Origin of the sequence: Dinghuibacter sp. (assembly GCF_035492835.1) — a bacterium.
Lineage (GTDB): Bacteria > Bacteroidota > Bacteroidia > Chitinophagales > Chitinophagaceae > Dinghuibacter.
Map to the genome: position 1 here is coordinate 26,957 of NZ_DATJIY010000050.1, position 13,167 is coordinate 40,123.

Below are 13,167 nucleotides of genomic sequence, written 5' to 3' on the forward strand. Positions count from 1 at the left end.
CAAGATAAGGTCTTTGCGTGAAGTCTGTGTTAACGGTTCACGTAGTCTCCGTGGCTGTCCACCGCCACCACCGGCAACCGGTGATACTCCTCGAAATAATCGAAGGACGTCTGGAGGCGATCGTTGAATTTCGCCCAGTCCTTGTCGTCCTTGATCTGGTTCTTCAGGAACGTCGTCGAATTGGCCAGGTTGTAGCGGATCGGGTAGATGTGCACCGGGATATAGTCCTGTCCTTCCTGGCGGGAGATGGCGGCCAGCATATAGACTTCCTCGATCTGGTTGTCGAGGATGGGGATACAGCCCACCGAGACACAGGAGCCGTGGATATAGATGTCGCCCCCGGGGTCGGTGGCGCCGCTCTTCATCCTATCCGACAGGTTGGGGTAGTCGAGTCCCAGGGCCAGGTGGTAGTTGCTGTTGGGGTTGAAACCGTTGATGTAGTAGAACCCCTCGGGCACCTGCATATCTCCCTGTTTGCGTTTGGGACCCATTTTACCCGAGGTACGGCAGATCTTGTACACCTTGAACAGCCGGAACGTGTCCTCGATGTCGTTTTTCACCCAGACCTCCAGCTCCTTTTCGTATTTGAAGGAGCGCATATAGATGTATTTGGCCGGCCATTGCAGGCCTTTTGCCTCGAATTGCTTGCGCAGGGTGTCCTCGCCCCCTTTGATGAGGGGCGCAAGCCGGGCATTGGTGGACTGTATGCCGACGTAGGTTTGGGCGTGCAAGGCGGAAATGGCCAGTAGCAGGAACAGGATTTGGATCGACGCGAATTTCAACCGGATAACTTTTAGCTATCAACGAAGGTAAACAGAAAATATTTTTCCGGTAACGCACTTAACCGTGAAATCACATATAGTATTTTTAACATATTCTACTGCGCTTTTCGCGGCGATTGGCGCGGCGGACGGCGGCGCCCCAGTTGGGATTTGCGCAACCGTTTGATCCACAATTCGTCAGCCGGGTGGTTACAATTTCCCCTATCTTGAACACATAAGTGACGACATGAGTACCACATCCTCTTCCCAGCGTGCCGGTTACGCCCTTTTCATTATTGGCGTATTGTTCTTCATCTTTGGTTTCGTCACCTGGCTGAACGGGACCCTCATCCAATACCTGAAGCTGGTGTGCCAGCTCAAGACCGACGTCCAGGCCTTCCTGGTTACTTCGGCATTCTATATGGCCTATTTTTTCCTGGCGCTCCCTTCCGCCTTCATACTCCAAAAGACCGGTTACAAGAATGGCATGGCGCTGGGGTTGCTCGTGATGGCGCTCGGGGCGCTTCTCTTCATACCGGCGGCGAATGCCCGGAGCTTTCCACTATTCCTGGTAGGGTTGTTCATACAGGCATCGGGGCTGTCCCTGCTGCAAACCGCGTCCAACCCCTATGTGTCGGTGCTTGGCCCCATCGATAGCGCCGCACAGCGGATGAGCATCATGGGGATCTGCAATAAGATGGCGGGTGGGGTGGCACCGCTGATCCTGAGCGCCCTCGTCCTGGGGAACGCAGCGATCATCGATAAGCAGCTCCAGACCACCACCGATCCACACCTCAGGGAAACGCTGCTGACGGAGCTGGCCGGGCGTATCCAGCCCATGTACATCGTGATGACGGTGGTGCTGGCGCTGCTGGCCCTGATGATCCGGTTGTCCAAGCTGCCCGAGATTCAATCGACGGAAGACGCCACCGGGGATGCCGTCGACCGGAGCAGTGTCCTACAATACCCCTACCTGCTGCTGGGCGTTGTCTGCATCCTGGTCTACGTCGGCGCGGAAGTCCTCGTCGGCGACTATATCGGACCGTTTGGCCGCGCGGAGGGCATGTCGCTCGGCGAAACCGGTCACTTCACGACCTATCCGATGATCGCCATGCTTGTCGGCTATATCACCGGTATCATTACCATCCCGAAATACCTGTCGCAGCAGGCCGCCCTAAAGATTTGCGCCATTTCCGGCCTCGTATTTACCATCGGCGTCCTTACCACCCACGGCTATATCGCCATCGGCTTTATCACCCTCCTGGGGTTGTCCAATTCCCTGATGTGGCCGGCGATCTGGCCGCTGGCGCTGAATGGGCTGGGGCGGTTCACCAAGATCGGGTCCGCGCTGCTGATCATGGGCATCGTCGGGGGCGCGCTGCTCCCACAATGTTACGCCTGGCTGAAGGACGTTCAGCACGTCCCTAACGGCCTTGCATACTGTGGCTGTCTGTTCCCCTGTTATGCCTATATCCTCTATTATGCCCTGGCGGGTCACAAGGCCGGCCGCCGGAAGGCTAAGGTCGTGCCCCTATCTTCGCGCGCATAGGACGGACTTCGTAACCTGCGGGAAAAATTCTGGGGAAAAAGTATATTTTCACGGCAAAATATAACCAATGAAACCATCTCTTCTCCAAAAATGTCTTGCCGAATTTTTTGGCACGTTCGTCCTCGTGCTCATGGGCTGCGGCAGCGCCGTGCTGGCCGGTAGCCATGTAGGATTCCTCGGTATCTCCTTCGCCTTCGGGCTGTCCGTCGTCGGGATGGCTTACGCCATCGGGCACGTTTCCGGCTGTCACATCAACCCGGCCATCACCATTTCGATGTGGGTCACGCGTAAATTGCCCGCCGCCGACACCCTGGGTTACGTGGTCGCCCAAATCCTGGGCGGCATCGTCGGGGCCGCCGTCCTTTATTTCCTGGCGTCGGGTAAGGCCGACTACAGCCTTGCGGCCAACGGGCTCGGTGCCAACGGTCTCGGCGACGCCTCCCCCGATCATTATTCTCTGGCGACCGGCCTGGTCGCCGAGTTCGTGTTCACCTGCATCTTCCTGGTCGTCGTCCACGGCAGCACCAGCAAAAACAACACCACGCCCATCGCCGGTCTTGGCATCGGGCTTACGCTCACGCTCATCCACATCGTCGGAATACCCCTTACCGGCGTATCGGTCAACCCCGCGCGGAGCATCGGGCCCGCCCTTTTTGTCGGGGGACAGGCGCTCAAGGACCTGTGGGTTTTCATCGTCGCACCCATTGCGGGGGGGCTCCTCGGAGGGGCGATCTGGAAGGTCGTCGACAGCTGGAAGCAGCGGGCCTGAGCTCGCACCGCCGTTTGCCGCGCCGCCCGCGCCTTATGCGAGCTGCTGCGTCGCCGGCTTGCTCACCCATGGCTTTACCCGGGGCGACAGCGCGTACAATGTCAGGAAGATCGCGCCCATCGCCAGACAGTTTAACCCGCTGGTCCATTGCGGCTCGACGTGCACGTGCGACGCCACCAGCGGCTCGTGCAGGATCACGACCCACGTAAAGAACATGATGGACGCCAGCAGCGCGGACAGCCGCACCAGCACGTTCAGGATGAGGCTGATGCTGGTCGCGAAGTAGGCGATCGCCACGAAGTACGTCCAGAAATACGGCCATGGGATCCAGGTCGGGATGACGCTGGCGCAGTAGTCGTCGTACAGGAAATGCTGCACCCCGAACACCACCAGACAGGCCGCCAGGATATACCGGCTGATGGAAACCCAGCGTGGCGCGGCGCCCGCCGCCCGCGCCATGAGCAACGCGCCGGCGCACAAACAAAGCAGCTCCGCGGGCCCTGTCCAGCCGGCCGGGTCCCGGGGATGCATGATTTCCAGCGGCAGGCCGATACAACAATAAATCAGGGCGAAAAAACCCGCCGCCGTGAAAGCGGCCCAATTCGCCGCGCGTACCGAGCCGCCAAAAGCGCCGGCCGCGATCACCGCCCCGGTTATCACCAGGAGCGCACCGTCGAGATAAAAAACCCACCCCTCCCCCATCGGTATCAAACCCGAGGGCGAATGTCCAAAGGCAAAATGGACGACCCCGATCGAGAGCAGGGCCAGGCCATAGATAAAGCGTCCAACACGGATGATTGGTTGCATGGCAAAGCAGTTTTTTGTTTAAGCTATCCCGCTTCCCCCGGAGATGCACGGTCTTTTCAACGGATGCCGTTTTTATTTTAACCAATCGTTAACTCGCTCTTTTTTTGGAATGTATTGCTACATAATACTACATGATAATACAGTGATACTAACGGTGCAGTATAGACGAAGTTTGACCGATGCAAGTGATGTTGTTGTGGTTTAGCTTTGTGGTATGAGACGGATCGACGACTCCCTTTGGAAGGGTTTACTCGAGGTGATTTTTGACGACGTCCTGAGGTTCCTGTTCCCTGGCGCAGGGGAATTCATCGACCTGGGCCGCGGGTTTGAATACCTCGACAAGGAATTGACGGACCTGGCCCCCGCGCCGGGGCTAAAACCGGACAACCGTCGGGTGGACAAGCTCGTGAAGGTGTATGCTTCTGGTGGCGAAGACGAATGGTTCCTGGTGCATGTCGAGATCCAGGGGCAGTCATCGAAGAACGACATGTTCCCAAAGAGGATGTACGACTATCATTGCCGCATGTCCATCCGCCACGACAAGCCGATTACCGGTATCGCTCTCTTTACGGGGCCGGACGGCGGATCGATCACGGATCGCTATGGATACCGGATCTGGGGATCGCGGCTGCTGTACCAATATAACACTTATGCCATCACGGAAACCAGTGAAGAGGAACTCCTCGCAAATGAGAATCCCTTCGCCCTGGTCGTTCTGGCCGCCCGGCTGGCGTTGCCCGCCTATCAGACGCAGGAGGAGACGATTCTGGATAAAAAACTACGGATTGCCGATAGGTTATTTGAAAATAAACAAATCAGTATCAGGAAAAGAGACGCCATACTTGTGTTTCTGGAAAATATTTTCGTCTTCTCGTCGACCAAATTCCGCTGTATCTTCGATCAACACATCAATACACTCACCCATAAATCTGAAGCTATGGATATCTTTGAAGAACTAGCCGCCTACAAAGTAGAACGGGTCCAGGAGTCGGTTGTCCGCAAACTGCTCGCAAAAACCGATTTTTCCGACGAAGACATCGCCGCGATCGTCGACAACACGGTTGAATTCGTAGAAGAAGTCAAGGAGCTCATCGAAGAAGAAAAAGAAGGCCGGCCGCGATAGGGCCGGCCTTTTATATGGTGACTTTATAGGTTCCCCCTGGTGGCTTGCTCCCGTTCGATCGCCTCGAACAGCGCCTTGAAGTTGCCCTTCCCAAAACTCTTCGCGCCCTTTCGCTGGATGATTTCGAAAAAGAGCGTCGGCCGGTCTTCCACGGGTTTTGTAAAAATCTGCAACAGGTAGCCTTCGTCGTCGCGGTCGACGAGCACGCCCAGCTCACGCAAGGGGTCGATGGACTCGTCGATGGCGCCCACCCTCGACAGGAGGTCGTCGTAGTAGCTGGGGGGCACCTGGAGGAATTCCACGCCCCGGTTGCGCAGGTCGCGGACGGTGCGGACGATGTCGTCCGTGGCAAGGGCGACGTGCTGGACGCCTTCGCCGTTATAGAATTCGAGGTATTCTTCGACCTGGGATTTCTTCTTGCCTTCGGCGGGCTCGTTGATGGGGAACTTGACAAAACCGTTCCCGTTGCTCATCACTTTGCTCATGAGGGCGGAGTATTCCGTGGATATATCGTTGTCGTCGAAGGAAAGGATGTTGCGGAAACCCATGACGTCTTCGTAGAAACTGACCCAGGTGTTCATCTGGTTCCAACCCACATTGCCGACACAGTGGTCGACATATTTCAAACCGGTTTCGGGGGTCTGGAAGTACGGCGTGCTCCAGGGGCGGTAGCCCGGCAGGAACGCGCCTTTGTAGTCTTTTCGCTCCACGAAGAGGTGGACGGTTTCGCCATAGGTGTGTATGCCGGAGAGCACGCACGCGCCGTGGTCGTCCTGTATACGGGTGGGCTCCATATAGGAGCGGCCGCCCCGGCGGGTGGTTTCGTTCCAGGCGGACGTGGCGTCGTCCACGCGCAGGGCCAGGAACTTGACGCCATCCCCATGCCGGCGTACGTGGTCGGCAATGGGGCCGGTCTCGTGTAAGGGTGTTGTAAATACAAAGGTGAGCTTTTGCTGACGGAGGGCGTAACTGGCCCGGTCACGCATACCGGTTTCGGGGCCGGCGTAGGCCAGCGGCTGGAAGCCGAAGGCGGTGCGGTAGTAGTGGGCGGCCTGTTTGGCGTTACCCACGTAAAATTCGACGTAATCGGTACCCTGGAGGGGGAGGAAATCAACGGGAGCCGTGGACGCGGTGGCGCCCTTTGGCTGTACGGCAGTAGACATGCTTTTGAAAATTGGGTGATGGAAAAAAGAGGGCGGGAAAAGGGCCTACACGCCGGCATCCATGGCCAGCGCTTCCATCAACAGGCAGTACGTAATCCGCTTGTCGTCGAATACTTTATGAGCGTAATCGGGGAGCATGTACCCAAAGATAATCCCTATCTTCACACCCACAAAAACACGCTATGCAGAAAGTGGGTATCCTGGGGGGTGGACAATTGGGCAGGATGTTGCTACAGGCCGCCGCCAACTATCCCGTAATTACCTATGTACTTGAAAATGACCCCGAATGCCCTGCGGCTCACCTTTGCCACCACTTCGTCCTTGGGGACATCAGGGACTACGACACGGTATATAATTTTGGCAGGCAGGTGGATACGCTTACCATCGAGATCGAGTCGGTGAATGTCGACGCGCTCGAGCGCCTGGAGTCGGAGGGGGTGAAGGTGTATCCCCGCCCCCGTGCGCTGCGGACCATAAAGAATAAGATCCACCAAAAGCTTTTCTATAAAGAGAAAGAAATCCCCACCGCCCCTTTTATCGTCGTCGAGAACCGGGCGGCGCTGGAGACGCATCTGGCGGAATTGCCGGCCGTCCAAAAGATCGGCGAAGGCGGCTACGACGGAAAGGGGGTGCAGGTGCTACGCGGACCGGAAGACCTCAAGAACAGCTTCGACGCCCCTTCGGTCCTGGAGAAACTGGTGCCCATCAAAAAGGAGCTGGCGGTCATCGTGGCCACCAACGGTCGTGGCGAAACCGCCATCTACCCGGCCACCGAAATGGTTTTTCACCCCGAGCTCAACCTGCTGGACTACCAGCTTTGCCCGGCCGACATCCCCCGGGAGACCTTGTGGAAGGCCGAGGCGCTCGCCATGATGGTGGTCCGGGGCCTGGAGTCCCCGGGTATCTTCGCGGTGGAGCTCTTTATGGACAGCCGGGGCGACGTATGGGTCAACGAAACCGCACCCCGCGTCCACAACAGCGGCCACCACACCATAGAAGCGGCCTTCTCTTCCCAGTTCGACATGCTGTGGCGCGTCATGCTCGGGTACCCGCTGGGGAACCCGGACGCCCGCCAGCCCTCCGCCCTGCTCAACATCGTGGGCGCGGATGGATTTTCCGGGGATGCAAAGTACGACGGCCTCGACGACGTGCTGAAGATGGGCAATACCTTTGTCCACCTCTACGGTAAAAAAACCACCAAACCGGGCCGGAAGATGGGTCACGTCACGCTCGTCGGAAAGGACCGGCAGGAACTGGTTTACCAGGCCGGCGTGATTAAGAAATTGTTACGCGTCATCGCCTGACGGGCTTTCCAATCATCCGGAGAATAGACCAATTATATAGTTCCCTAATGTTTAGCTAACGTAACGGGTGTTGATTGCAGCGGGATTCTACGCTCAGAGACAAACAGAAAACTAAATGCAAGCTCTACCCCACCTATCTGTCGCCGCCAAGGTGGCGATGGGTATTTGCGCCCTGGCCGCACTCACTGCCTGTCACGACCAGACGACGGCCAAAACCGCCGCCGCCGCTCCGCCGATAGTCGACGTCATCATCGCAAAAACGCAAGCCGTGTCGAACCCCGTCGAGGCTTCCGGGACCGTGGTGGCCAACCAGTCCGTCGCGCTCCAGCCGGAGACGTCGGGCCGGCTGATCTACCTCAACGTGCCGGAAGGCAAGCTGGTTGGGCAGGGCACCATCATCGCACGCATCAACGACTCGGACCTCGTCGCGCAGCAGAACAAGACGAAGCTCAGCCTGGACCTGGCCATACAAACCCGTAACCGGCTGGAAAAACTGCTGGCCATTAACGGCATCAACCAGACGGCATTCGATACGATGACCAACCAGGTCAACGGCCTTCAGTCGGACCTCGACTATTATCGCGCCATGATCGAAAAGACCATCGTCCGCGCGCCGTTCACCGGGGTGCTGGGTTTGCGGCAGGTGAGCCTGGGCGCCTATCTTTCGCCATCCAGCGTGATCGCCACCCTCCAGCAAACCGACAGCCTGCGCATCGACTTCACCATACCCGATCAATATTCCAGCGTACTGCACAAGGGGTCGGTAGTGACCGTGGTGGTCGACGGTCTGACTTCCCTCCGCGAAAAGGCGGTGATCCTGGCCATCGAACCCCAGGTCAATGTCAATACGCGCAACCTCACGGCGCGGGCGCTGCTGGTGCACAGCAAGGCGAATATCGGCGCTTTTGCCAAGGTCTATGTGGAAGGAGGCGGGGACAGGCAGGCGATCATGGTCCCGACGAGCGCACTCATCCCGGACGACCGGGCCAGCGACGTGGTCACGGTGAAGAACGGCAGGTCGGTCTATATACCAGTAACCACCGGGATCCGATCGTCCAACCTGGTGGAAATCACACACGGGCTGAACCCCGGGGATACGATCGTGGTGTCCGGCATCCTCTTCACCCGGGTCGACGGACCGGTCAACGTCAGAACCATTTCTTCCCTGGACGCCTTCAAGTAATTGCCCATGAACATTTCAGAACTCTCCCTCAAACGGCCCGTTCTGGCGACGGTCATGAACATCATGATCGTGTTGTTTGGCGTCGTGGGCTATACCTTCCTGGCGGTGCGGGACTATCCCAACATCGACCCGCCGGTCATCACGGTGCAGACCTCGTATACGGGCGCCAACGCCGACGTCATCGAAAACCAGGTCACCGAGCCGCTGGAGAAACAAATCTCCGGCGTACCCGGCATCAAAACGATCTCTTCCTCCAGCACCCTGGGCGCCAGCAACATCACCATCGAATTCAACCTCGGCGTCAACCTGGAGGCGGCTGCCAGCGACGTGCGCGACAAGGTCAGCCAGGCCGGCTATTCGCTGCCCAAGGACATCGACGCCCCGCCGGTGGTGAGCAAAGCGGACGCGAACAGCGACTTCATCCTCTTGCTGGCCGTCCAGAGTCGGACCAAGGGCATTATGGAATTGAGCCAGTATGCCGAGAACGTACTCCAGCAAAACCTGCAAACGATCAACGACGTCAGCTCCGTGTTCATCTTCGGCGACAAGACCTATGCGATGCGCATCTGGTTGAACCCCGACAAGATGCGGGCGTATAACGTCTCCTTTACCGACGTCAACAACGCCATCAACAACGAGAACTCCGACCTCCCTCCGGGGAAGGTCTATGGCAATCACACCGAGGTCATTATCCGTAGTCTCGTACGCCTTACCACGGAGGACCAGTTCCGCAAGGTCATCATCCGCCAGGACAGCGCGGGGATCATCCGGCTCGGCGACGTGGCCCGTGTCGAGATCGGGCCGCAGGTCGAGGAACAGACCTGGAAGCTCAACGGTGGGTATGGCATCGGCCTGGTGGTGACGCCACAGCCCGGCGCCAACATCATCGCGATCGCGGACGAGTTCAAAAAACGCGTAGCCCAGATCGAAAAATCGGCGAGCACGCAGGACATACAGCTAAAGCTGCTCGTCGACAATACGCTTATCATAAAACATTCGCTGGACGAGGTAAAGGAGACCCTGCTGATCGCCTTCGCCCTGGTGGTGCTGGTTATCTTCTTTTTCTTCCGGAACTGGCTGATTGCGCTCAGACCGCTGATCGACATCCCGATCTCGTTGATCGCCACCTTCTTCATCATGTATGTGGCGGGCTTTACCATCAATATCCTGACGCTGCTCGGGATCGTGCTGGCTACCGGTCTGGTGGTCGACGACGGTATCGTCGTCACCGAAAACATTTTCCGGAAGCTGGAGGACGGCTTACCCATCCGCAAGGCGGCCCTCGAAGGCTCCAAGGAGATTTTCTTTGCCGTCATCTCCACGTCCATCACATTAGCGATCGTTTTCCTGCCGGTGATATTCCTGTCCGGTTTCGTGGGCAGCCTGTTCCGCGAATTCGGCGTTGTCGTCGCCGCCGCGGTGCTGATCTCCGCCTTTGTATCGCTCACGATCACCCCCGTGCTGAACGTCTACCTCACCGGTAAGAATTCGGGTCATGGGAAGTTCTACGAACGCACGGAGCCGTTCTTCCGGGGTATAGAAGAAGGCTACCGGCGGTTGCTGACGGCCTTTATGAAGGTCCGCTGGATGGCTTTTGTGTTGATCGCGATCTGTGGCGTGATGATCTGGTACGCCGGTGCGAACCTCCAAAGCGAAATCGCGCCCATCGAGGATCGAGGTAACATCCGCAGCTCCATGATCGGGCCGGAGGGTACCAGCTTTAGCGCCATGGCGGCCATTTGCGACCAATACACCAACTACCTGGTCGACTCCGTGCCGGAAAGGAAGTTCGCCTATTTCTCCCTCCCCGGCGGCGGTTCGAGCGCCACCAATACGGCCAACGGGCGGCTGGGGCTTGTCGATGCCACCGATCGCACCCGGTCGCAGGACGACATCGCCAAGGACCTGCAACGCAGGGTGAGTCGGTTCAACGGCGCGCGGATATTCATCATCCAGGAGCAGACCATCGCGGTCGGTTCGAGCTCCCGGACCGGTCTGCCGGTGCAATTCGTCCTGCAGAACCTGGACCTCGACAAGCTTCGGGAGGCCGTACCGAGGTTTATCGCGGAGGCCCAAAAGGACAAGACCTTCAACAACGTCGACGTCAACCTGAAGTTCAACAAACCCGAAGTCCAGCTGTCGATCGACCGGATCAAGGAAAAGGACCTGGGGCTCTCGTCCGCGGACGTCCTGAGCGCGGTCCAGTCCGCTTACGCCGGCGGCCGGCTGGCCTACTTCATCATGGACGGGGAGCAATACTACGTGATCACCCAGGTGGAACGCGGCAGCCGCGACCAGCCCGCGGACATCACCAACCTGTACGTCCGCAACAGCCGGGGCTCCCCAATCCCGCTCAGCGCCGTCGTCCACCTCGAAGAAAGCAGCAGCCCCTCGACGCTGTACCACTTCAACCGGTTCAAGTCCGCCACCATCTCCGCCTCACTGGCCGAGGGCAAGACCATCGGCGACGGCGTCAAGGCCATGCAGTCGATCGCGTCCAAAGTGCTCGACAATACCTTCCAGACATCGCTATACGGACCTTCGAGGGATTATGCGGAAAGCTCTTCCAACACCAGCTTCGCCTTCATACTGGCGCTGGTGCTCATCTACCTGGTGCTGAGCGCGCAGTTCGAGAGCTTCCTGGATCCCTTTACCATCATGCTCACGGTACCGCTGGCCCTGGCCGGCGCTCTCATGAGCCTGCTGGTCTTTCACCAGACCCTCAACATCTTCTCCGAGATCGGGATGATCATGCTCGTGGGGCTGGTGACCAAGAACGGCATATTGATCGTAGAATTCGCCAACCAGAAGCGGGAGCTGGCGTCGATGTCGAAAAAAGACGGCGTCATCGAGGCCTCCACCCAGCGGTTGCGACCGATCCTGATGACCAGCCTGGCCACCTCCCTGGGCGCGCTGCCCATCGCGCTCAGTCTCGGCGCCGCGTCCACCAGCCGCGTGCCCCTGGGGGTCGTGGTCGTGGGTGGCGTGCTTTTTTCCCTGGTATTGACGTTGTTCGTGATCCCCGCGGTGTACACGTATATCTCCAGCGAACACAAAGGACATAAAACTGTCGTGACAGAATGAGAACCTTCCTGTTTCTACTGCTCGCCATGCCCTGCGGCTTTGTGGCGCCTTGCGCCGCCCAGACGTTGTCGCTCCGCCAGGCCCTCGACATCGCACTGGCGAACAACCTTGGCATCCGCGTCGCACGCTATAATGTGGACATCGCCCACATCAACAACAGCTATGGCGTCGCCGGCGGCCTCCCGCAGGTCAGCCTCACCGGCTCCGACATCGAGCAGACTGTGGACATCCGGCAGAAATATTCGGACCCCGCCAACAACTCTACCCGCAATGGCGCCACCTCCAACAGCCTGTCAGGTGGGCTCAACGCCTCCTTGCTCCTGTACAACGGCGAGCGGGTCGTCTACACCAAGCACGCCCTGAACCAGGTCGAAGTGCAAAGCAAAGACTTCCTGAGCTCACGCGCGCTGGCCCTGGCCTACAACGTCATGCTCAAATATTACGACGTCGTCCGCCAGCAAAGCTATGCGGGTACGCTCCAACGCTCGATCGACGTCTCCCGCGAACGCCTCCACATCATACAGGCCGAAATGGGTCTGGGCATGGCCAACAACGCCGACCTCTTCCAGACACAGGTGGACCTGAACACCCAGCTGGAAAACCTCAAGGCTCAGCAGCTCGTCATCGACCAGGACAAAACCGACCTCCTCACCCTGCTCACGCTGCGTCCCGACTCCACGCTCGACGTCCGGGACACGATCGTCGTCGACAGCACGCTTCAGCTCAGGGGCGTGCTCGCTTCAATCCTTAATAACCCCGACATCACTGCCGCCAACGACCAGATCAACATCAACCAGTTCGTCGCCCGCGAGACCGGAGCCCTCCGGTACCCATCCTTGACGCTCAACGCCGGCTATAACCTCAGCCGCACCCAGAACTCCGGCGGCTTCAGCCTGCTCAACGCCCAGTACGGCCCTTTCATCGGGCTCGGGATCACCATCCCGATCTTTAACGGCTTCTACTACCAGAAACAAACGCAGGTCGCGGAGATCAACGTGTCCACCGCCCGTCTGCTCCGCGACACCCTCGTGCTCGCCTACACCGCCTCCGCCGTCAAGAACTACCAGGCCTATTCCAACACCCTCGAACAGCTGGCCCTCGCCCGCGACAACTACCGGCTGGCCGGCCAGCTCCTCGACCTCGTCATCCAAAAATTCCAGCTCCGCCAGTCCACCATCGTCGACGTCAAGAACGCCCAGGACAGTTTCGAGGCCGCCGGTTTCCAACTGGTCAATTTGGCCTACGCCGCCAAAGCCGCGGAGATCAACCTCAAGCGCTATTCCAACACCCTTCGGTTCTAAGCACGCCAATACAAGCACCGGTCACCGCCGCGCCACCGCCGGCCGCCGGCACGCCTATGGGCCATCTGGAGCGGGGTGGGATGCCTCTTTTTCCCCGTTTTTGCGAAACGTTTCGCAAAAACG

10 protein-coding genes are annotated in these 13,167 nt (G+C 58.5%); 7 read left to right on the plus strand and 3 right to left on the minus strand.

The features are described from left to right. Positions 1–29: 29 nt before the first annotated feature. A complete protein-coding gene (locus VL547_RS04645; protein WP_325575705.1) occupies positions 30–782 on the minus strand; it encodes a L,D-transpeptidase family protein in 753 nt (250 codons plus the stop codon). Positions 783–1,008: 226 nt separating this feature from the next. Between VL547_RS04645 and VL547_RS04650 the strand changes: the two genes are divergently transcribed. Together VL547_RS04650 and aqpZ are read left to right on the plus strand one after the other, a co-directional pair. After that, complete coding sequence (locus VL547_RS04650) at positions 1,009–2,310, plus strand: sugar MFS transporter (RefSeq protein ID WP_325575707.1); 1,302 nt, start codon at positions 1,009–1,011, stop codon at positions 2,308–2,310. 67 nt (positions 2,311–2,377) lie between these two features. After that, the gene (gene aqpZ / locus VL547_RS04655) at positions 2,378–3,079 is read left to right on the plus strand and encodes an aquaporin Z (protein WP_325575709.1); all 702 of its coding nucleotides are present in this window, start codon (positions 2,378–2,380) and stop codon (positions 3,077–3,079) included. 33 nt (positions 3,080–3,112) lie between these two features. On the opposite strand, the gene VL547_RS04660 is transcribed toward aqpZ, so the two are convergent. Continuing rightward, the gene (locus VL547_RS04660; protein ID WP_325575711.1) at positions 3,113–3,886 is read right to left on the minus strand and encodes a DoxX family membrane protein; all 774 of its coding nucleotides are present in this window, start codon (positions 3,884–3,886) and stop codon (positions 3,113–3,115) included. A 214-nt stretch (positions 3,887–4,100) separates the two neighbouring features. Between VL547_RS04660 and VL547_RS04665 the strand changes: the two genes are divergently transcribed. Further along, entirely contained in the window at positions 4,101–5,009 is a 909-nt protein-coding gene (locus tag VL547_RS04665; protein WP_325575713.1) for a hypothetical protein, read from the plus strand. A gap of 23 nt (positions 5,010–5,032) precedes the next feature. On the opposite strand, the gene hppD is transcribed toward VL547_RS04665, so the two are convergent. After that, on the minus strand, positions 5,033–6,172 hold the full coding sequence (gene hppD, locus VL547_RS04670) for a 4-hydroxyphenylpyruvate dioxygenase (protein ID WP_325575715.1): 1,140 nt from the start codon (positions 6,170–6,172) through the stop codon (positions 5,033–5,035). 182 nt (positions 6,173–6,354) lie between these two features. On the opposite strand from hppD, the gene VL547_RS04675 reads away from it, so the two are divergent. The 4 genes from VL547_RS04675 (at position 6,355) to VL547_RS04690 (ending at position 13,044) form a co-directional block, all read left to right on the plus strand. Then, positions 6,355–7,476, plus strand: coding sequence for a 5-(carboxyamino)imidazole ribonucleotide synthase (locus tag VL547_RS04675; protein WP_325575717.1), 1,122 nt, complete (start codon positions 6,355–6,357; stop codon positions 7,474–7,476). Positions 7,477–7,591: 115 nt separating this feature from the next. Beyond that, positions 7,592–8,659 carry an efflux RND transporter periplasmic adaptor subunit gene (locus VL547_RS04680; RefSeq protein ID WP_325575719.1) on the plus strand — a complete coding sequence of 356 codons (1,068 nt, stop codon included), beginning with the start codon at positions 7,592–7,594 and terminating at the stop codon, positions 8,657–8,659. A gap of 6 nt (positions 8,660–8,665) precedes the next feature. Then, entirely contained in the window at positions 8,666–11,743 is a 3,078-nt protein-coding gene (locus VL547_RS04685; protein WP_325575721.1) for an efflux RND transporter permease subunit, read from the plus strand. Further along, positions 11,740–13,044, plus strand: coding sequence for a TolC family protein (locus tag VL547_RS04690; RefSeq protein WP_325575723.1), 1,305 nt, complete (start codon positions 11,740–11,742; stop codon positions 13,042–13,044). The genes VL547_RS04685 and VL547_RS04690 overlap by 4 nt, the downstream gene beginning before the upstream one ends. The last annotated feature ends 123 nt before the right edge of the window (positions 13,045–13,167 follow it).

Bases quoted from the DNA above. Each gene is read 5' to 3' on its own strand.
- VL547_RS04650 (WP_325575707.1), top strand. From the start codon at position 1,009: ATGAGTACCACATCCTCTTCCCAGCGTGCCGGTTACGCCCTTTTCATT.
- aqpZ (WP_325575709.1), top strand. From the start codon at position 2,378: ATGAAACCATCTCTTCTCCAAAAATGTCTTGCCGAATTTTTTGGCACG.
- VL547_RS04660 (WP_325575711.1), bottom strand. From the start codon at position 3,886: ATGCAACCAATCATCCGTGTTGGACGCTTTATCTATGGCCTGGCCCTG.
- VL547_RS04665 (WP_325575713.1), top strand. From the start codon at position 4,101: ATGAGACGGATCGACGACTCCCTTTGGAAGGGTTTACTCGAGGTGATT.
- hppD (WP_325575715.1), bottom strand. From the start codon at position 6,172: ATGTCTACTGCCGTACAGCCAAAGGGCGCCACCGCGTCCACGGCTCCC.
- VL547_RS04675 (WP_325575717.1), top strand. From the start codon at position 6,355: ATGCAGAAAGTGGGTATCCTGGGGGGTGGACAATTGGGCAGGATGTTG.
- VL547_RS04680 (WP_325575719.1), top strand. From the start codon at position 7,592: ATGCAAGCTCTACCCCACCTATCTGTCGCCGCCAAGGTGGCGATGGGT.
- VL547_RS04685 (WP_325575721.1), top strand. From the start codon at position 8,666: ATGAACATTTCAGAACTCTCCCTCAAACGGCCCGTTCTGGCGACGGTC.
- VL547_RS04690 (WP_325575723.1), top strand. From the start codon at position 11,740: ATGAGAACCTTCCTGTTTCTACTGCTCGCCATGCCCTGCGGCTTTGTG.